Below are 16,883 nucleotides of genomic sequence, written 5' to 3' on the forward strand. Positions count from 1 at the left end.
GGATCCGGGTGCGGACGTCCGATGTCTGTCCTCTCGACGGTAGGGAGCCCTGTTCGCGGGTCAGAAGGGGCTTGACGCGGTGGCGGAGCAGTCGATCCACGGGCTCTCGGGCCCCGCCCTCGTGGGCGCGGGATGGTAGCCCCAACAGGGGGTCAGCCGCTATGCCCTTCCCGGTACTCGAGGGCCCGAACAGACTGGCGACGCCGGCACGCATTCATTCCCCACTCGATCCTGGAAGGGACAGACGATGTCGAACATCGATCCCGCTTCACCTCCGTTCGGAGACGGCGCCGCGAACTTCGGCGCGACCGAGACCCCCATCGACAGCGGGGCGCACGTCGCCTCCACGGACACCTCCTCCCGCTCCTCCTCGGGCAGCACGGCCGACTCCGCGAAGGAGAAGGCGAGCGCCGCCGCGGGCACCGCCAAGGACCAGGCCGGCGCCGTCGCCGGCGACGCCAAGCAGGCCGCGAGCGAAGTGCTCTCGACCGGCAAGGACGAGGCCGCCAACATGGTCCAGGAGGCCAAGGTCCAGGTCAAGGACCTCTACGACCAGAGCCGCACCCAGCTCACCGAGCAGGCCCACGCCCAGAAGGAGAACGCCGCCAAGGGCGCCCGCGCCTTCAGCGACGACCTGACCGCGCTGGCCAACGGCGAGGGCGGCAGCGACAACGCCGCGGCGAAGCTCGTCTCCCAGGCGGCCACCCGCGTGCAGGGTGTGGCCTCGTGGCTCGAGAACCGCGACCCGTCCGAGCTCCTCGACGACGTCCGCGCGTTCGCCCGCCGCCGCCCGGGTGCCTTCATCCTCATCGCCGCGGCGACGGGACTCGTCGGCGGGCGCCTCATCCGCGCCCTGACCGCCGAGGCGAAGGACGAGAAGGAGGCGACGAGCACCCGCACCGACGGGCCCGAGTTCGACGCCCCCGCCTCGACCACCGCGTACTCCGACGCCTCCGCGTACGACGCGCCCGTCGCGTCCGCCTACGGCACCGTCGGCTCGAGCTCCCTCGAGCGCGACTACGCGCCGACCGAGCCCGTCGCCGACCCGCTCGACGGCGGCTTCCCGAACGGCGGCCGGCTGTGACCGACCCGACGGGCGTCCACCGCTCGACGGAGACGCCCGACCAGCGGGCCGGGTCGACGTCTCTGGGCGATCTGCTCGGCGAGGTCTCGCGCGACCTCTCCACGCTGATCCGCCAGGAGATGGCCCTCGCCAAGGCCGAGCTCAAGGAGTCCGCCGGCAAGGCGGGCAAGGGAGCGGGCCTCCTCGGCGGGGCGGGCTACGCCGCGCTGATGGCCGTGCTCTTCCTCTCGATCGCCCTCTGGTGGGGCCTGGGCACTCTGATCGGCAACGGCTGGTCCGGAGTGGTCGTGGCCGTCATCTGGGCGATCGTGGCCGCGATCCTCTACGCGGTGGGCCGCAAGAGCCTGAAGCAGGTCGACGGCGCTCCCGAGACGGTCGACTCCCTCAAGAAGATTCCCGACACCCTCAAGCCGAACGGGGCAGGACGATGACGTACGACGCAGGACAGAACAAGACACCCGAGGAGATCCGGGCGGACATCGAGCGCACGCGCCTCGAGCTGGGCGGGGACGTCGACGCGCTGGCCGAGAAGGTCAGCCCGTCCGCCATCGCGCAGCGTCAGACCGACAAGGTCAAGTCGGCCGTGGGCTCCGTCCGCGACCGCGTGATGGGCTCGGCGCACGACGCCTCCGACTCGCTCTCGAGCGGTGCGGGCTCGGCGAAGGCCAAGGCCGAGGGCAACCCGTTCGCCGTGGGGCTCATCGCCCTCGGCGCCGGACTCCTCGTCGCCTCGCTCATCCCCGCCTCCAGCAAGGAGAAGGAGGCGGCGAGCCGCGTCAAGGAGCAGGCCCAGCCGGTCGTCGACAAGGTGACCGACGCGGCCAAGGAGGCGGCGAGCGAGCTCCGCGAGCCCGCGCAGCAGGCCTTCGCCTCCGTCAAGGAGACCGCGACCGACGCCGCGCAGAACGTCAAGGAGGCGGGCACCTCCGCCACCGACGACGTGAAGGACTCGGCCCGCGAGGCCAAGCACGCCGTCCAGGAGGACGTGCAGCACTGATCCGTCGGCGCTGACAGGGCGGTGGGCCTCCGGGCCCGCCGCCCTTCGTCGTGCCGCCGGGAATACACCGCCGCCCGCGCTCCTTGCCCTCCGTATGCGATCGATCGTCTACTCCCGCACCGGTGACTCCTCCGTCCTCTCCCTCGTCGACCGGGAGGAGCGGGCGCCGGGCGCCGGCGAGGTCCGCGTCCGCGTCCTGGCGTCGGGCGTGAATCCGACCGACTGGAAGGCGCGCGCCGACGGCGACCTCGCGTTCGACGAGGTCGTGCCGAACCAGGACGGTGCCGGTGTCGTCGAGGCGCTGGGCGAGGGCGTCGAGGGCCTGGCCGTCGGCGACCGGGTCTGGATGTACCTCTCCGCGCACCGCCGCCCCACCGGCACCGCGCAGGAGTCGGCGGTGCTCGCCGCCGAGCACGTCGTGCGCCTGCCCGAGGGCGTCGGCACCGACGTCGCCGCGAGCCTCGGCGTCCCCGCGATGACCGCCCACCGCGCCCTCACCGTGCACGAGCACGGCCCCTCCCGCCTCGCCCCCGGCGCCCTCGCCGGCCGCACCGTCCTGGTCCAGGGCGGCGCCGGAGCCGTCGGGCACGCCGCGATCCAGCTCGCGGTCTGGGCCGGGGCGACCGTCATCGCGACGGTGAGCAGCGACTCCAAGGAGCGGCTCGCCCGTGCGGCCGGTGCGCAGCACGTGCTGCAGTACCCGGACGACGCCCTCGCCGACCGGATCCGCGAGCTCGCCCCCGAGGGCGTCCAGCACGTGGTCGAGGTCGCACCGGCTCAGAACGCCGCGCTCGACGTCGAGGTGCTCGCCAACCACGGCAGCATCGGGTACTACGCGAACAACAACGGCGACGAGTTCACCGTGCCGATCGTCGCGAGCTTCGCGAAGAACGCCCGCTGGCAGGGCCTGCTGCTCTACACCGAGGGCGAGGAGGCGCTGCAGGCCGCGGCCGAGGACATCACCGCGGCGCTCGTCGACGGCGCGCTCCCGGTGGGCGAGGAGGCGGGCCTCCCGCTGACCTGGTTCCCGCTCGAGGAGACCGCGGCCGCCCACGACGCGGTCGAGCAGGGCGCGACGGGCAAGGTGCTCATCCGCGTCGCCGACTGACCGGGAGGGCTCGCCTCCGATCGACGACCGGCCGGATCATCCCCGGAGCGGGGGCGAGCCCGGGACGGTCGAGCGGTCGGCCAGGCCGGCCACGAGCTCGGCGAGCGCCTCCTCCGCCGTGCGGGTCGGCGCCCAGCCGAGCTCGGCGCGGGCGCGCTCGGTCGACATCACCGGGACGTTGCCCGCGATGTCGAGCCAGCCCGCGTCGGTGCGCTGCAGGCGCAGGTACCAGGTCGCGGTGACGACGGAGCGGAGCAGCCCGAACGGCACCGTGACCAGGCGGGCGCCGAAGGCGTGCGCCAGCCGCTCCGGAGTGAGGACCGGCTCGGCCGCGATGTTGAAGGCCCCGCCGGCGCGCCGGTCGAGCGCGCGCCAGAAGGCGTCGGCCACGTCGTCGGCGTGCACGCCCTGGAAGACGATGCTCCGCGGCAGCGGCAGGACCGGGATCCGGACCGCCTTCAGCCACCGCGTCGGGTAGTGGGGACCGGCGAAGAGCCCGGCGATCTCGGTCGCGGCTCCGCGCTGGAAGACGAGCCCTGGGCGCAGGCGTGTGACGACGATCTCGGGGTGCCGCTCCTCGAAGGCGTCGAGCTGCCGCTCGTTCGCGGCCTTGTGGCGGCTGTAGGTCGAGGTGTGCAGGCCGCCCGTGGGCCAGTCCTCGGTCACCCGGATCGACTTCGGCGCCGCGCTGTAGGCACCCACGGACGAGGCGACGGCGACCTGGCCGACTCCCGCGGCGGCGACCGCCTCGAGCACGGCCGCGGTGCCTCCGACGTCGACCAGCCGCTGGAACGGCTCGTCGTGGCTGGGCTGCAGCGCCCAGGCGAGGTGCACGACGGCGTCGACGCCGGCGAAGGCCTCGCGGAGCCGCCGCGGGGCGACGCTCGACGCGAGGTCGATCTCGACCCAGCGCACGTCGCGGTACTCCTCCGAGCGGAGCCGAGGGGCCCGGCGGGCGATGCCCACGATCTCCTCCACCCCGGCTTCGCCGTGCAGGCGCCGCAGCAGCGCCGTCCCCAGGTTGCCGGTCGCCCCGACGATCGCGATCCGCATGGCGTCATCCCTCCGGGAGCGGCGCACGCCGACCCCCTCCTCCGAGGCTAGGCAGGGGCGCCGCCGCGGAGGAGCCGCTTGACAGCGGGCACGACGGGACGCTCGGCGGGGACCGCCGGCGGCCGGCGGGGTGAACGCTCCTCCCCAGGGTGGATGCGGCCTAGACCACGGCGGGAGCGGGCGCATCCCCCCGCGCGGCCGGCCGCCGATCCCTAGCCTGGGACGATGCTGCCGACACCGCCCCGCCGCGTCCTCCCCGTGCGACACGAGGTCGAGGGCGTCACGCTGCGGACGGTCGACACCGGTCCGGCCGGAGCGGGCGCGGTGTTCGTCCTGATCCACGGGATCGGGATGTCGCACCACACCTTCTCGCCGCTCGCCGCCCGCCTGAAGCGGCACGGCCGGGTGATCGGCGTCGACCTCGCCGGCTTCGGCGCGAACGCGCGACCGCGGCGGAGGATCGGCCTCGAGGACCACGCGCGGCAGGTCGAGCAGGTCCTCCGCGGACTGGGCGTCTCGCGCGCGGTCGTCGTCGGGCACTCGATGGGTTCGCAGGTGGCGGTCGAGCTGGGGCTGCGCGCGCCCGGCCTGGTCGACGGCGCGGTGCTCATCGGGCCGGTGGTGGATCCGCAGCGGCCCGGAGCGGTCCGCCAGGGGCTCGCGCTGCTGCGGGACTGCCTCGGCGAGCCGGTGGGCGTCGACGCGATCCTGCTGGCCGACTACCTGCGCGGCGGCCTGCGCTGGTACCTGCGCCAGCTGCCCGAGATGCTGAGGCATCCGGTGCAGGAGCGCGTCGCCCGGCTGGAGGTGCCGGTCCTCGTCGCCCGCGGCCGCGACGATCCGATCGCCACCCGTGACTGGTGCGAGCGGCTCACGGCCCACGCGCGCGAGGGGCGGCTCGTCGAGTTCGCCGGCTCGCGCCACGTCGTCCCCCGCACCGAGCCCGGAGCGCTCGCCCGCGAGATCCTCCGCTTCGCCGCCGCGCTCGGCGAGAGGCCCGCCGCCCCGCTCCCCCTCCGGTCGGAGCCGGCCGCATGAGCCGGCTCCGGCGCCTGGTCCGCGACGCCGTCTGGTGGATCCGCGACTACGCCTACGCCGTCGCCTGGCAGGTGCGCGGCGTCCTCTCGCGCCGTGCCCCGGACGACTACCTCGACGGCGACCGGCGGCCCGTCGTGGTCCTGCCGGGGATCTGGGAGACCTGGTCCTTCCTCCGCCCGATCATCGATCCGCTGCACGAGCGCGGGCACCCTCTCCACGTGCTGACGAGCCTCGGCCGCAACGGCCGCCCGGTCGCCCGGACGGCCGAGGACGTGGCCGCCTACCTCGCCGAGCACGGGCTCCGCAACGTGGTGATCGTCGCCCACAGCAAGGGCGGGCTGATCGGCAAGTACGTGATGACCGAGCTCGACCCGGACGGCCGGGTCGACCGGATGGTCGCCGTGGCGACCCCGTTCGGCGGCTCCCGCTACGCGCCCTACCTGGTCCTCCGGAGCCTGCGCGCCTTCTCGCCGCGCGACGCCACGACCCTGCTGCTGTCGAGCCGCTCCGGAGCGAACGCGCGGATCACCTCCGTGTTCGGCCTCTTCGATCCGCACATCCCCGAGGGCAGCATGCTCGAGGGCGCGGTCAACGTCCGGATCGAGACCGGCGGGCACTTCCGCATCCTGAGCGACCCCGAGACGCTCACCGCGGTCGTCACGGCGGTCTCGGCGGAGGAGCGCGCCGACGGAGAGGCGCCCTGACGACGGCGGAACCCCTGACGACTCCGTAGCAACCCGCGTCGCCGCGGCGGAACCCCCTGGCGCCTCCGGCCCGCGAGGCGGAGCGTGGAGCCATGCCCGCCTCCTCCACCGGCCCGACCGAGCTCCTCCTCGTCCGTCACGGCGAGAGCCTCGCCAACATCGCGGCGAGCGCCGCCGAGGCCTCGGGGGCTCACGAGATCGCCGTCGACCGCCGCGACCCCGACGTCGAGCTCTCCCCCGCCGGCGAGGAGCAGGCGCGCGCGCTCGGCCGCTGGCTGGCCGAGGAGGCGCGGCCCGCCTCCGCCTGGACGTCGCCCTACCGCCGCGCCTCCGCGACCGCGCGTCTCGCCCTCGGCGAGGCCGGCATCGACCTGCGGCTGCGCCCCGACGAGCGCCTGCGCGACCGCGACCTCGGCGTCACCGACCGCCTCACCTCCGCCGGCGTGCGGGCCCGGATGCCCGAGGAGGCGGCGCGGCGCGAGTGGCTCGGCAAGTTCTACTACCGGCCGCCGGGAGGCGAGGCCTGGACGGACCTCGCGCTCCGCGTCCGCGCCTTCGTCGACCACCTCGCCGTCGCCGCGCCTCCCGGGCCGGCGATCCTCTTCTGCCACGACGCGGTCGTCCTCGTCCTCCGCTACGTCCTCGAGGGCCTCTCCGAGCACGAGCTGCTCGACATCGGCGCCTCGACGCCCGTCGCCAACGGCTCCGTCACCCGTCTCGTCCGCGACGGCGGCGCGTGGCGCCTCGACCTCTTCAACCGCACGTCCCACCTCGAGCGCTCCGGCACCCCCGTCACCCGGCACGACGACCGCGCGGACGGAGAAGGAGACCCTCATGAGTGACCTCGTCTCCCGCGCCCTGCTCGAGCAGCGCTGGCCCCTCCCGGAGCCCGGAGGCTCGAAGCACTCCCGCGGCGACGTGGTCGTCGTCGGCGGCGCCCGCAAGACGCCCGGCGCCGCGATCCTCGCGGGGACCGCCGCGCTGCGGACCGGCGCGGGGCGCATCACGCTCTGCGTCGCCGAGTCGGTCGCGTCGGCCACCGCGGTCGCGCTGCCGGAGTGCGGAGTGGTCCCGCTCGCGGAGACCCGGACCGGCTCCGTCTCGGGCCGCGGGCTCGACGTCCTGGCCGGCGAGCTCTCCTCCGCCGACGTCGCCCTGATCGGACCCGGCCTGGACGACCCGCGCGCGACCGCCGCGACCCTGCGGGCCCTCGCTCCGCTCCTCGACGACGTGCCGGCTGTGCACCTCGACGCCTTCCCGCTCGGAGTCCTGCCCGGGCAGCGCCGTCTCGCACGGAGGCTCGCGGGCCGGCTCCTGCTGACCCCGAACTCGGAGGAGGCGTCCCGGCTCCTCGGCGAGGAGGTCGACGACGTCGAGCGGGCCGCCCTCGCGGTCGCCGAGCGCTACGGCGCGGTGGTGAGCCTGTTCAACACGATCGCCTCGCCCGACGGCGACGCGGTGCGGATCGAGGGCGAGCACCCCGGGCTGGCCACCGCGGGCAGCGGCGACGTGCTCGCCGGAGCGACGGCGGGCCTGCGCGGGCGCGGCGTCGACCCGATGGGCGCGGCCGCGTGGGGCGCGTTCCTGCACACGGAGGCGGACACGCGCCTCTCCGCGCGGATCGGCCCGGCCGGGTACCTCGCGAGCGAGATCCCGGGGGAGTTCCCGCGCGTGCTGGCGGGCTGAGCGGCGCGGGTGCACTGAGGACGGCAGTCGTTCCGAGGCGGGCCGGCGGTGCGAGCGCCCCGGACCGAGCCGGCGGCGTGAGCGGCGGCGATCACCGTGACCGCGGCGTCGACCTCAGTGCGCGACGTCGGCGACCGAGAACGCCACTCCCGGCGTGATCAGGATCGAGGTCTCGCGGGGCTCGCCCTCGCCCTGGTTCACCGTGATCCAGCGCGACGCGGAGCCGTCCAGGGCGCGGTCGATGCTCTCGCGCACCTCCGCGGCCGACGTCTCGCTCAGGCTGAACGGCGCTCCGCCGTAGATGATCTCGACGCGCTTCACAGCATGCTCTCCTCGCTCTGACGGGCGGTCCCGTGGGGCTCCTCGCTGATCCGCAGCCCGTGCGCCGTGTGCGAATCGGCGAGCAGCTGGCGGATCCAGTCCGGGTTGATGTTCGGGGCACGGCCGCCGTGGTACTTGAAGCGCAGCGGAATGGCGGGGTGCAGCCAGATCGAGGTGCGTCCGTCGCCGACCGCCTGCGAGTCCTTCCACGAGAAGTAGAAGGACTCGTTGCGCGCGAGCTTCGAGCCGATCACGATCTGCAGGTGCGCCAGCAGACGGTCGTCGAAGTCGGCCTCGAGGGTCGAGTCGTAGATCAGTCGCCCCATCAGGCGGTTCTCCGTTCGGGAAGTCGCCCGTCCGCGAAGGGTCGGGCGGAGTCGTGAGTGTCGATCCTACCGGCGCCCCGGATGCTCACCAGGAGTCGTCCTCGCCGTGGAACTGCGGGATCTCGGTGTCGACAGCGGAGAGCGGCCCGGCGCCGCCGTCCTCCTCGGCCACGGGGTGCGAGACGCCCAGACGGGCCGTCTCGCGGGTGAAGCGCTCGACGAGCTCCTCGTCGAGCAGTTCCTCGGCTCCGTCGTCCTCGGACTCCGAGAACAGCTGGCTCGCCGGTCCGATCAGCAGCGCCGCCCGTCCGGGCCGGCCGGACTCCTGGCGGATCGGGATGTCGACCGTGATCGACCCCTTGGTGAGCGCCAGCGCCTCCGCGTAGGCCAGCAGCGACCGCGCGATGGCGGTACCCGTCAGCACGGAGCTGCCGGCGTAGTGGATGCGTTCCATGCCTCCTTCCTACTCCTCGGGCGGCCGCCCGGTCAGCGGTTGCGCGGTCGAGGGAGGGAGCGCTAGCGCCGCGTCGATCCGGCGGTCGAGCGCGTCGCGGACGGCCGGCCACTCGGCCGCGAGGATCGAGTGGACGGCCGTGTCGCGCCACGAGCCGTCGGCCCGCCGCTGGTCGTGGCGGAGCACCCCCTCGAACACGGCGCCGAGGCGGAGGATCGCGGCCCGCGAGCGCGCGTTCACCGCATCCGCCTGGAGCTTCACCCGCTCGTAGCCGCTGTCGAAGGCGAGTCCGAGCACCAGCCGCTTCGCCTCCGGGTTCACGACGGTGCCCCACGTCTCGGGCGCGTAGGCCGTCCAGCCGAGGTGGGCCGCCTCGCGCGTCTCGTCGAAGTCGGCCAGCGAGGTCGTGCCGACGACGCGCCCCTCCTGCAGCACGGCGAACGGCAGGCCCGTGCCCCAGGGGTAGTAGCGGTCGACGAAGGCGCGGAACTCCTCCGGGGTGCCGGGGAGGCCGGCGGGTCCTCCTCCGTAGCCGCCGGCGAACACCGCCGGATGCCCGATCGCCCGCCCGAGCGGCTCGACGTGGTCGGCGGCGAGCGGCTCGAGGACGATCGAGCGGCCGACGAGCGTGACGGGACCGGGGCGGCGGGGACTGCTCATGCGATCAGTGTGGGGCACCGTGCCAGCATGGCTCCATGAGCACCGCCGCGCTGTTCGAGTCCGCCGCCGCCGCCCTCGTCGGCCTGCTCGCGCAGGTGCGGGAGGACCAGTGGGAGCAGCCGGGGCTCGGTGCCTGGGACGTCCGCGGCCTCGCGGGACACGCGTCGCGGGCGGTGCTGACGGTCGAGGCGTACCTCCTCGCTCCGGAGCCGCCCGAGCCGACCATCGAGGACGCGCTCGACTACTACGCCGCGCTGGCCGGGAACGTCGCCGACCCCGCGGCGGTGGCGCGGCGCGGGGTCGAGGCTGGGCTGCTGCTCGGCGACAGGCCGGCTCAGGCGCTGGCGGAGGCGGCGGGCCGCGCGGTCGAGCTGGTCGCCGCCCAGCGTCCCGGCCGCCTCGTCGCCGTGGGCGGCCACGCGATCGAGCTGGACGAGTACCTCCGGACCCGGCTGCTCGAGCTGGTCGTGCACACGCTCGACCTCTCGCGGGCCACCGGGATCCCGCACGCGCTGCCCGGCGAGGCCGTCGAGGCGTGCTGCGCGCTGACCGGCGGGCTGGCCGCTCGATCCGGACGCGGCGAGGAGCTCCTGCTCGCGCTGAGCGGGCGGGAGCCCCTCGCCGCGGGGTTCTCGGTGGTGTGAGGGCGCCGGCCCTCCGGCTGCGGGTTCTGCGCGGCGCCGGCCCTCGGGGCACCGGGTCCTCCGTGGTGAGGGCGCCGATCCTCGGGCCGCGGGTTCTACGTGGTGCCGGCTCTCAGGCCACGGCGAGAGCGGCGACCGGCGACACCTTCGTGGCGCGGCGGGCGGGCAGCACGGCCGCGACGACCGTGATCACGACACCGACCACGAGCACCGCCACCAGGATCGGCACCGGGACGGTCGGCGGGATCAGTCCGATGCCCGGCAGCGAGCCGAACACCGAGATCGCGCCGCACCAGCCGTAGACCACGCCGAGCACGATGCCGAGCACCGCGGCAGCGATGATCATCTGCGCCGCCTCCAGCACCACCATCGACCGCACCTGCGAGCCGGTGAAGCCGAGCGCGCGGAGCAGGCCCAGCTCGCGCCGGCGCTGCAGCACGCTGAGCGACAGCGTGTTGACCATGCCGACGGCGGCCAGGACGACCGAGAAGCCGAGCAGGACGCTCATCACCGCGGTGCTCACCTGGATGAACTGCTCGAACGCCGCGATCACCTCGGGGTTCGTCTCGCCCGAGCGCTCCATGATCGTGCCGAACGTGGCGGCGGCGACCGCGAACATCGTGACCAGCGACACTCCGATGACCAGTCCGATGACGGCGCGGGCGCTGCGCGCCGGATTGCGGACGGCGTTGGCGGACGCCAGTCGGGCGACGGGGCCCCGGCCGAAGGCGCGGCCCACGAGGGCCGTGAGCGGAGGGAGCAGGACGGGCGCCCCGAGGATCACGCCGGTGAAGGACGCCATGCCTCCGACCAGCCCGAGGAGGACGCCGCCGGGGTTGGCGAGCCCGAGGACGACACCGGCGGCGAGCAGCAGCGCGCCGACCACGACGAAGACGATCGCCGTGACGTTGCGGGCGGTGCGGCCGCGCAGCTCCTCGTAGCGGGGCTCGGCGGAGGATCCGGCGGCCTGCGACGGCGCGACCGCGAGCACGCGGCGCGATCCGGACCACGAGGCGATGACTGTCGAGGCGACCACGGCGATCAGCGGCAGCACGAGGCCGGGCGAGACGAGCGGGTAGTCGAAGCGGGGCAGGGTGCCGCTCCGGATGGCGAGCTCCGCGGCGAGCGCCACGAGAGCGACGCCGGCGACCAGGCCGATCGCCGCTCCGAGGAGCCCCTGCAGGAGGCCCGTGCGGACGATCCCGCTGCGCAGCGACCGGCCGGAGGCGCCGAGCAGGCGCAGCAGGGCGATCTCGCGGGTGCGCCCGGCGATGACGGTCGAGACCGCGTTGGCCGTGACGATCCCGCCCACGAACACCGCGATGCCGAAGAAGACGGCGCCGACCATCCCGAGCATGAGGGCGACCTGGCCGATGCCGTCGATCCCCGCCGCCGCGAAGGCCGCGACCATGTCGGCGATGACCTGCACCAGCACGGCGCCGAACGCCGCGGCGAGTGCGGCGACGGTGACGATGGCGCCCCCGCCCTGGCTCGAGCCCGTGCGCACGCCGCTCACGCCGCGCCCTCCATCGTGAGCATCGCGCGCGAGATCTCCTCGGCGCTCATCCCGCGGCGGTCGTCGACGACGGCCCCGTCGCGGAGGAAGACGATGCGGTCGGCGTAGGCCGCCGCGATCGGGTCGTGGGTGACCATGGCGATCGACTGGCCGTACTCGCGGGTGGAGGCCCGGAGCAGGCTGAGGACCTCGCGGCCGGTGCGCGAGTCCAGGTTGCCGGTGGGCTCGTCGGCGAAGATCAGCTGCGGCCGGGTGGCGAGGGCGCGGGCGATCGCCACGCGCTGCTGCTGCCCGCCCGAGAGCTCGTGGGGCCGGTGCGTGAGGCGCTCGCGGAGCCCGAGGGACTCGATCAGCCGGGCGATCCACTGCTCCTCGTCGCCGGTCACGGAGCGGCCGTCGAGCTCGAACGGGAGGCGGATGTTGCCGCGCACGTCGAGCGTGGGGACGAGGTTGAAGGCCTGGAAGACGAAGCCGACGCTGCGGCGGCGGAGCACGGTCAGCTCGGCGTCGCTCATCGAGGTGATCTCGGCGTCCCCGAGGAACACGCGGCCGGAGGAGGCGGTGTCGAGGCCGGCGAGGACGTGCATGAGCGTCGACTTGCCGGATCCGCTGGGGCCCATCACCGCGGTGAACTCGCCCCGCTCGATCGAGAGCGTGACGTCGTCGAGGGCGACGACGGGCGGCGTGCTGCCGTAGAGCTTGCGCACGCCCTCGACGCGCGCCACGACGGAGGAGGTCTGGTTCTGCATGTCCTCGACGCTACGGAGGCACCCGTGTCGCCGGCGTCGTCCGCAGTGGCTCGCGGCGTCATCCCTCCGGCGGACCCGCGGTGGTCCTGCGGGGTCAGCGGGGCCGGAGCCCCGCCCGGCGGAGGGCGAGGGCCGCCAGCGCGGCGGTGACGGCGGGGTCACCGGTCCGCCAGCCCGCGGCGGCGTCCGGGTGCGCGGCGAGGATGTCGCGGGGGGACGCCTGGGTGAGCGCGCGCAGGGCCAGCAGCTCGGTTCCGCCGCCGGTCGAGCCGAGGGCGCGCAGCTCGGCGGTCCGGCGGGCGAAGCGGAGCCGGGGCCGGAGCCAGAGCACGGCCAGGAGCAGGAGCGGGAGGCCCCCGACGGCGAGCCCGGCGACCACGGCCAGGGCGCTCGCGAGCTGCTGCTGGTCGCGTCCGGCGGCGGCGAGCACGGAGCCGGCCCCGCTCGCCTCGTCGAACGGAGCGCGCACGGCGTCGCCGAGCAGGGGGATGCCGCCGAGGGTGGTCCCGGCGTCGCTCATGGTCGAGCCGAAGCCGCTGCCGGCGCTCTCGAGCCGACGGCCGATCTCGGCCAGGCCGGCGATCAGCGAGCCGACCGCGATCCCCGCGGCGATCGCCACGACGGCCACGCCGAGAGCGAGGGCGTCGGCCAGGATCTGCCGCGCGCGGACGGCCGGGAGGTCGGCGTAGATCTGCATGCGCCGATTATCCGGCGCGCTCGGCGGCGTTCGTGTCCACACCGGAGGCAGGATTCGTCGAGAGGGCCCGGGATCCGCGTCACTCCGCGAGGTCCCCGATGTTCTTGCTCCGTTGTGACCACGTCGGCCGCCTCCGAGAGGGCTGCCCGACCCGGCTCCTCGCCGCTTCTAGTCGAGCAGGTCGTGCAGCACGACGACCTGCTCGCGCTCCGGCCCGACGCCGATCGCCGAGAACCGGGCACCGCTCATCGCCTCGAGCGCGCGCACGTAGTCCTGCGCGGTCTGCGGCAGGTCCGAGAACTCGCGGCAGCCGGAGATGTCCTCCTGCCAGCCGGGGAACTCCTCGTAGATCGGCTTCGCGTGGTGGAAGTCGCTCTGCGAGACCGGGACCTCGTCGTGGCGCACGCCGTCGACGTCGTAGGCGACGCAGACGGGGATGGTCTCGAGGCCCGAGAGCACGTCGAGCTTGGTGAGGACGAAGTCGGTGACCCCGTTGATCCGCGCCGAGTAGCGGGCGATCGGGGCGTCGTACCAGCCGCAGCGGCGCGGGCGGCCGGTCGTGGTGCCGAACTCGAAGCCCTGCCGGCGGAGGTACTCGCCCCACTCGTCGAAGAGCTCGGTCGGGAACGGGCCGGCGCCGACGCGGGTCGTGTACGCCTTGATGACCGCGATGACGCGGTCGATGCGGTTCGGCGCGACTCCGGAGCCGGTGGCCGCTCCTCCCGAGGTCGCGTTGGAGGAGGTGACGAACGGGTAGGTGCCGTGGTCGACGTCGAGCATCGTGGCCTGGCCGGCCTCGAACAGCACCGTCCTGCCGGCGTCGAGCGCCTGCGAGAGGACCAGCGACGTGTCGGCGACCATCGGGCGAAGCCGCTCGGTGTACTGCAGCAGGTCCTCCAGCACCTGCTCGACCAGGATCGCGCGGCGGTTGTAGACCTTCACCAGCAGGTGGTTCTTCTGGTCGAGGGCGCCCTCGACCTTCTGGCGGAGGATGTTCTCGTCGAAGAGGTCCTGGATGCGGATGCCGACGCGGTTGATCTTGTCGGCGTACGCCGGGCCGATGCCGCGGCCGGTGGTGCCGATCTGGCGCTTGCCGAGGAAGCGCTCCGTCACCTTGTCGAGGGTGCGGTGGTAGCTGGTGATGACGTGCGCGTTGGCGCTGACGAGCAGCTTCGACACGTCGACGCCGCGGGCGCTCAGCGCCTCGAGCTCGTGGAACAGCACCTCGATGTCGACGACGACGCCGTTCGCGATGACCGGGACGACGCCCGGGGTGAGGATGCCGGAGGGGAGCAGGTGCAGGGCGTACTTCTCGTCGCCCACGACGACGGTGTGCCCGGCGTTGTTGCCCCCGTTGAACTTCACGACGTAGTCGACGCGGCTGCCGAGGAGGTCGGTGGCGCGTCCCTTGCCCTCGTCGCCCCACTGGGCGCCGGTGATGACGATTGCTGGCATGGCGTGTCCTTCTCGACGGGAGGGGCGGGGGTGGGCGGGTGCGGCGCGGCAGTCGTGCCGCCTCCGCGCGACCAGCCGCTCGATTCTAGCGGAGGGGCCGGAGGACGGCTCCTGCGCTCGGGGTCGACCCGGCGGACTCTTTCGCCGCGGGCCGGCCCCGCGGACTCCCCCCGGCTCCGCGTCGGTCCCGCCGACGCATCGCCGAGCAATGCTCTCGATCCCGTCATGCGCAGTTCACACGCGGCGCATAGATTCGAGGACGTTCACACTCCACTCATCACGCGAACAGGACCACGATGCGCAGACTCCGCGCCGCAAGCCTCCTCGCCGTCGTCGCACTCGGAGCCGCCACCGCCGCTCCGATCGCCTCGGCCGCCCCGCTCGACGACGGCGTCGAGCTCACCCTGGTGTCGACGACCGACACGCACGGGCACGTCTACGACTGGGACTACTTCGCGAACGCGCCGTACCCGGCCGACGGTGCGCTCGGCCTCACCCGTGTCGCGACCGAGGTCGACCGCCTCCGCGCCGAGAAGGGCGAGGAGTCCGTGCTCGTCATGGACAACGGCGACGCGATCCAGGGCACGCCGCTCACCTACTACTACGGCCTCGGCGACGGCGCCGCGGGCGTCCTCTCCGGCGAGACGACGCACCCGATGGCCACCGCGTTCAACACCATCGGCTACGACGCGCAGGTCGTCGGCAACCACGAGTACAACTACGGGCTCGACATGCTCAGCGCGTACGAGGGCGACCTGAACGCCCCGCTGCTGGGCGCGAATGTCGTCGACGTCGCCACCGGCAAGCCGTACCACGACCCCTACACGCTGATCGAGCGCGAGATCGACGGGAAGACGGTCACCGTCGGCGTCCTCGGCCTCGTCACCCCCGGCGTCCGCGTCTGGGACAAGCAGTACGTCGACGGCGTCCTCGAGTTCCAGGACATGGTCGCCGCCGCGAAGCAGTGGGTCCCGATCGTGCAGGAGCAGGCGGACGTGGTCGTCGTCCTCGCGCACACCGGCCAGGGCACGGTGCCGGACGCCGAGTACGACCCGGCCGACCTCAACGAGGACGTCGTCAACAACATCGCGACGCAGGTCCCCGGCATCGACGTGGTCGTCGCCGGCCACAGCCACAAGGACCTGCCGCAGACGCTGTTCACCAACGTCGCCGGCGAGCAGGTGCTGGTCACCCAGCCCGAGTTCTGGGCGCAGGGCCTCACCGAGGTCACCCTGAACCTGGTGCCGGACGCCGCGGGCGGCCTCGAGGTCGACTGGTCGGCCGGGAACGCGCCCGTCACGCAGCCCGTCTACGCGAAGGACATCGCCGAGGAGTCGCCCGCACTGGTCGACGCCCTCGCCGAGCAGCACGCCGCCACGATCGAGTACGTGAACACCCCCGTCGCCGACTCGGTCGAGGAGCTCTCGGCCGCGACCTCGCGCTACGAGGACACCCCGATCATCGACTTCATCAACACCGTCCAGGCCGAGACCGTCGAGACGGCTCTCGAGGGCACCGAGTGGGCCGACCTGCCGGTGATCTCGCAGGCGTCGCCGTTCTCGCGCACCGCCGTCTTCCCGAAGGGGCAGGTCAGCATCCGCGACATCGCGGGCCTGTACATCTACGAGAACACCCTCCGCGGAGTGGAGCTGACCGGAGCCGAGGTGCGCGACTACCTCGAGTTCTCGGCCCGCTACTTCGTGCAGACCGCCGAGGGCGCCGTGTTCGACCCCGAGACCGGCACCAACGCGACGACCGAGGACCGCCCCGACGGCATCCCGGACTACAACTACGACGCGATCTCGGGCCTGGACTACGTGATCGACGTCTCCCAGCCCGCCGGCTCGCGGATCCGCGGTCTCGCCCACGCCGACGGGACCCCGGTCGCCGACGACGAGCGCTTCGTGATGGCGGTCAACAACTACCGCCAGAGCGGCGGAGGCGCCTACCCGGCCGTCGCGCAGGCACCGCTCGTCTACGACGAGCGTCTCGAGATCCGCCAGCTCCTCATCGACTGGTCGACCGCCCGCGGCGTGATCGACCAGGCCGACTTCTACGACCCCAACTGGTCGCTGACGACGGAGCCCGCCGCCGAGGTCCCGGTCACCCCGGCGCCGACCGAGCCCAGCGCCCCGACGGAGCAGCCCACCACGGCTCCGTCGCCGCACCCCACCACCACGGCGGCCCCCGTCGCGGGAGGCTCCGGCCCGGGCTCGCTCGCGAACACCGGCGCCGACGCGGCCGGCCTGATCGGCGGAGCCCTCGTGCTGCTGCTGTCGGGTCTCGCGCTGGTCGTCGCGCGACGCCGCCTCGCGGCCTAGCCGAGCAGGGCACGGGCGGCGGTCGGCGGGGTCTCCCGCCGGCCGCCGTTCGCCGTTCCGGAGGATCGCG

Annotated in this window: 19 protein-coding genes; 10 read left to right on the forward strand and 9 right to left on the reverse strand. The window is 74.0% G+C overall.

All coding sequences use genetic code 11. The features are described 5' to 3' along the window. Positions 1 to 247 precede the first annotated feature (247 nt). The 4 genes from C5C99_RS17515 (at position 248) to C5C99_RS09365 (ending at position 3,189) form a co-directional block, all read left to right on the forward strand. Positions 248 to 1,084 carry a hypothetical protein gene (locus C5C99_RS17515; protein ID WP_104339995.1) on the forward strand — a complete coding sequence of 279 codons (837 nt, stop codon included), beginning with the start codon at positions 248 to 250 and terminating at the stop codon, positions 1,082 to 1,084. Beyond that, positions 1,081 to 1,515, forward strand: a complete 435-nt coding sequence (locus C5C99_RS17520; protein ID WP_104222767.1) for a phage holin family protein — start codon at positions 1,081 to 1,083, stop codon at positions 1,513 to 1,515. The genes C5C99_RS17515 and C5C99_RS17520 overlap by 4 nt, the downstream gene beginning before the upstream one ends. Beyond that, positions 1,512 to 2,081, forward strand: coding sequence for a DUF3618 domain-containing protein (locus tag C5C99_RS09360; protein ID WP_104222768.1), 570 nt, complete (start codon positions 1,512 to 1,514; stop codon positions 2,079 to 2,081). The genes C5C99_RS17520 and C5C99_RS09360 overlap by 4 nt, the downstream gene beginning before the upstream one ends. A gap of 94 nt (positions 2,082 to 2,175) precedes the next feature. Continuing rightward, complete coding sequence (locus C5C99_RS09365) at positions 2,176 to 3,189, forward strand: NADPH:quinone reductase (RefSeq protein WP_104339996.1); 1,014 nt, start codon at positions 2,176 to 2,178, stop codon at positions 3,187 to 3,189. A 36-nt stretch (positions 3,190 to 3,225) separates the two neighbouring features. Here the strand turns inward: C5C99_RS09365 and C5C99_RS09370 are convergent, their stop codons facing one another. Next, positions 3,226 to 4,242 carry an NAD-dependent epimerase/dehydratase family protein gene (locus tag C5C99_RS09370; RefSeq protein WP_104292740.1) on the reverse strand — a complete coding sequence of 339 codons (1,017 nt, stop codon included), beginning with the start codon at positions 4,240 to 4,242 and terminating at the stop codon, positions 3,226 to 3,228. Between the two features lie 225 nt (positions 4,243 to 4,467). On the opposite strand from C5C99_RS09370, the gene C5C99_RS09375 reads away from it, so the two are divergent. The 4 genes from C5C99_RS09375 to C5C99_RS09390 all read left to right on the forward strand — a co-directional run bounded on the left by C5C99_RS09375 (position 4,468) and on the right by C5C99_RS09390 (position 7,670). Next, positions 4,468 to 5,280 (forward strand): alpha/beta fold hydrolase, encoded by an 813-nt coding sequence (locus tag C5C99_RS09375; protein ID WP_104339997.1) that lies wholly within the window; start codon positions 4,468 to 4,470, stop codon positions 5,278 to 5,280. Next, positions 5,277 to 5,984, forward strand: coding sequence for a triacylglycerol lipase (locus C5C99_RS09380; protein ID WP_104222772.1), 708 nt, complete (start codon positions 5,277 to 5,279; stop codon positions 5,982 to 5,984). The genes C5C99_RS09375 and C5C99_RS09380 overlap by 4 nt, the downstream gene beginning before the upstream one ends. 92 nt (positions 5,985 to 6,076) lie before the next feature. Then, positions 6,077 to 6,826, forward strand: a complete 750-nt coding sequence (locus C5C99_RS09385; RefSeq protein WP_104222773.1) for a histidine phosphatase family protein — start codon at positions 6,077 to 6,079, stop codon at positions 6,824 to 6,826. Continuing rightward, the gene (locus C5C99_RS09390) at positions 6,819 to 7,670 is read left to right on the forward strand and encodes an ADP/ATP-dependent (S)-NAD(P)H-hydrate dehydratase (RefSeq protein WP_104339998.1); all 852 of its coding nucleotides are present in this window, start codon (positions 6,819 to 6,821) and stop codon (positions 7,668 to 7,670) included. The genes C5C99_RS09385 and C5C99_RS09390 overlap by 8 nt, the downstream gene beginning before the upstream one ends. 114 nt (positions 7,671 to 7,784) lie before the next feature. Here C5C99_RS09390 and C5C99_RS09395 read toward each other — a convergent pair whose 3' ends face one another. From C5C99_RS09395 to C5C99_RS09410, 4 genes are all read right to left on the reverse strand, one after another. Then, a complete protein-coding gene (locus C5C99_RS09395; protein ID WP_104222775.1) occupies positions 7,785 to 7,991 on the reverse strand; it encodes a hypothetical protein in 207 nt (68 codons plus the stop codon). Further along, positions 7,988 to 8,317: an ATP-dependent DNA ligase gene (locus tag C5C99_RS09400; protein WP_104222776.1), complete on the reverse strand. Its 330-nt coding sequence runs from the start codon at positions 8,315 to 8,317 to the stop codon at positions 7,988 to 7,990. Before C5C99_RS09400 ends, C5C99_RS09395 begins: the two co-directional genes overlap by 4 nt. Before the next feature lie 85 nt (positions 8,318 to 8,402). Continuing rightward, positions 8,403 to 8,771 (reverse strand): hypothetical protein, encoded by a 369-nt coding sequence (locus C5C99_RS09405; protein WP_104225704.1) that lies wholly within the window; start codon positions 8,769 to 8,771, stop codon positions 8,403 to 8,405. 9 nt (positions 8,772 to 8,780) lie between these two features. Then, entirely contained in the window at positions 8,781 to 9,431 is a 651-nt protein-coding gene (locus C5C99_RS09410; protein ID WP_104225705.1) for a GNAT family N-acetyltransferase, read from the reverse strand. Positions 9,432 to 9,466: 35 nt separating this feature from the next. Here C5C99_RS09410 and C5C99_RS09415 point away from each other — a divergent pair, with 35 nt between their 5' ends. After that, positions 9,467 to 10,075 carry a maleylpyruvate isomerase N-terminal domain-containing protein gene (locus tag C5C99_RS09415; protein WP_104225706.1) on the forward strand — a complete coding sequence of 203 codons (609 nt, stop codon included), beginning with the start codon at positions 9,467 to 9,469 and terminating at the stop codon, positions 10,073 to 10,075. A gap of 112 nt (positions 10,076 to 10,187) precedes the next feature. Here C5C99_RS09415 and C5C99_RS09420 read toward each other — a convergent pair whose 3' ends face one another. From C5C99_RS09420 to C5C99_RS09435, 4 genes are all read right to left on the reverse strand, one after another. Further along, positions 10,188 to 11,591: an ABC transporter permease gene (locus tag C5C99_RS09420; protein ID WP_258063476.1), complete on the reverse strand. Its 1,404-nt coding sequence runs from the start codon at positions 11,589 to 11,591 to the stop codon at positions 10,188 to 10,190. Then, positions 11,588 to 12,340 (reverse strand): ABC transporter ATP-binding protein, encoded by a 753-nt coding sequence (locus tag C5C99_RS09425; protein WP_104222781.1) that lies wholly within the window; start codon positions 12,338 to 12,340, stop codon positions 11,588 to 11,590. Before C5C99_RS09425 ends, C5C99_RS09420 begins: the two co-directional genes overlap by 4 nt. A gap of 94 nt (positions 12,341 to 12,434) precedes the next feature. Next, entirely contained in the window at positions 12,435 to 13,037 is a 603-nt protein-coding gene (locus tag C5C99_RS09430; protein ID WP_104234281.1) for a hypothetical protein, read from the reverse strand. 168 nt (positions 13,038 to 13,205) lie between these two features. Continuing rightward, positions 13,206 to 14,492, reverse strand: coding sequence for an adenylosuccinate synthase (locus tag C5C99_RS09435; protein ID WP_104222783.1), 1,287 nt, complete (start codon positions 14,490 to 14,492; stop codon positions 13,206 to 13,208). A 296-nt stretch (positions 14,493 to 14,788) separates the two neighbouring features. On the opposite strand from C5C99_RS09435, the gene C5C99_RS09440 reads away from it, so the two are divergent. Continuing rightward, the gene (locus C5C99_RS09440; protein WP_104339999.1) at positions 14,789 to 16,813 is read left to right on the forward strand and encodes a bifunctional UDP-sugar hydrolase/5'-nucleotidase; all 2,025 of its coding nucleotides are present in this window, start codon (positions 14,789 to 14,791) and stop codon (positions 16,811 to 16,813) included. The last annotated feature ends 70 nt before the right edge of the window (positions 16,814 to 16,883 follow it).

It is taken from the genome of Rathayibacter sp. AY1C4, assembly GCF_002932195.1.
GTDB lineage: Bacteria > Actinomycetota > Actinomycetes > Actinomycetales > Microbacteriaceae > Rathayibacter.

Bases quoted from the DNA above. Each gene is read 5' to 3' on its own strand.
- C5C99_RS17515 (WP_104339995.1), top strand. From the start codon at position 248: ATGTCGAACATCGATCCCGCTTCACCTCCGTTCGGAGACGGCGCCGCG.
- C5C99_RS09360 (WP_104222768.1), top strand. From the start codon at position 1,512: ATGACGTACGACGCAGGACAGAACAAGACACCCGAGGAGATCCGGGCG.
- C5C99_RS09365 (WP_104339996.1), top strand. From the start codon at position 2,176: ATGCGATCGATCGTCTACTCCCGCACCGGTGACTCCTCCGTCCTCTCC.
- C5C99_RS09370 (WP_104292740.1), bottom strand. From the start codon at position 4,242: ATGCGGATCGCGATCGTCGGGGCGACCGGCAACCTGGGGACGGCGCTG.
- C5C99_RS09375 (WP_104339997.1), top strand. From the start codon at position 4,468: ATGCTGCCGACACCGCCCCGCCGCGTCCTCCCCGTGCGACACGAGGTC.
- C5C99_RS09380 (WP_104222772.1), top strand. From the start codon at position 5,277: ATGAGCCGGCTCCGGCGCCTGGTCCGCGACGCCGTCTGGTGGATCCGC.
- C5C99_RS09385 (WP_104222773.1), top strand. From the start codon at position 6,077: ATGCCCGCCTCCTCCACCGGCCCGACCGAGCTCCTCCTCGTCCGTCAC.
- C5C99_RS09390 (WP_104339998.1), top strand. From the start codon at position 6,819: ATGAGTGACCTCGTCTCCCGCGCCCTGCTCGAGCAGCGCTGGCCCCTC.
- C5C99_RS09400 (WP_104222776.1), bottom strand. From the start codon at position 8,317: ATGGGGCGACTGATCTACGACTCGACCCTCGAGGCCGACTTCGACGAC.
- C5C99_RS09405 (WP_104225704.1), bottom strand. From the start codon at position 8,771: ATGGAACGCATCCACTACGCCGGCAGCTCCGTGCTGACGGGTACCGCC.
- C5C99_RS09410 (WP_104225705.1), bottom strand. From the start codon at position 9,431: ATGAGCAGTCCCCGCCGCCCCGGTCCCGTCACGCTCGTCGGCCGCTCG.
- C5C99_RS09415 (WP_104225706.1), top strand. From the start codon at position 9,467: ATGAGCACCGCCGCGCTGTTCGAGTCCGCCGCCGCCGCCCTCGTCGGC.
- C5C99_RS09425 (WP_104222781.1), bottom strand. From the start codon at position 12,340: ATGCAGAACCAGACCTCCTCCGTCGTGGCGCGCGTCGAGGGCGTGCGC.
- C5C99_RS09430 (WP_104234281.1), bottom strand. From the start codon at position 13,037: ATGCAGATCTACGCCGACCTCCCGGCCGTCCGCGCGCGGCAGATCCTG.
- C5C99_RS09435 (WP_104222783.1), bottom strand. From the start codon at position 14,492: ATGCCAGCAATCGTCATCACCGGCGCCCAGTGGGGCGACGAGGGCAAG.
- C5C99_RS09440 (WP_104339999.1), top strand. From the start codon at position 14,789: ATGCGCAGACTCCGCGCCGCAAGCCTCCTCGCCGTCGTCGCACTCGGA.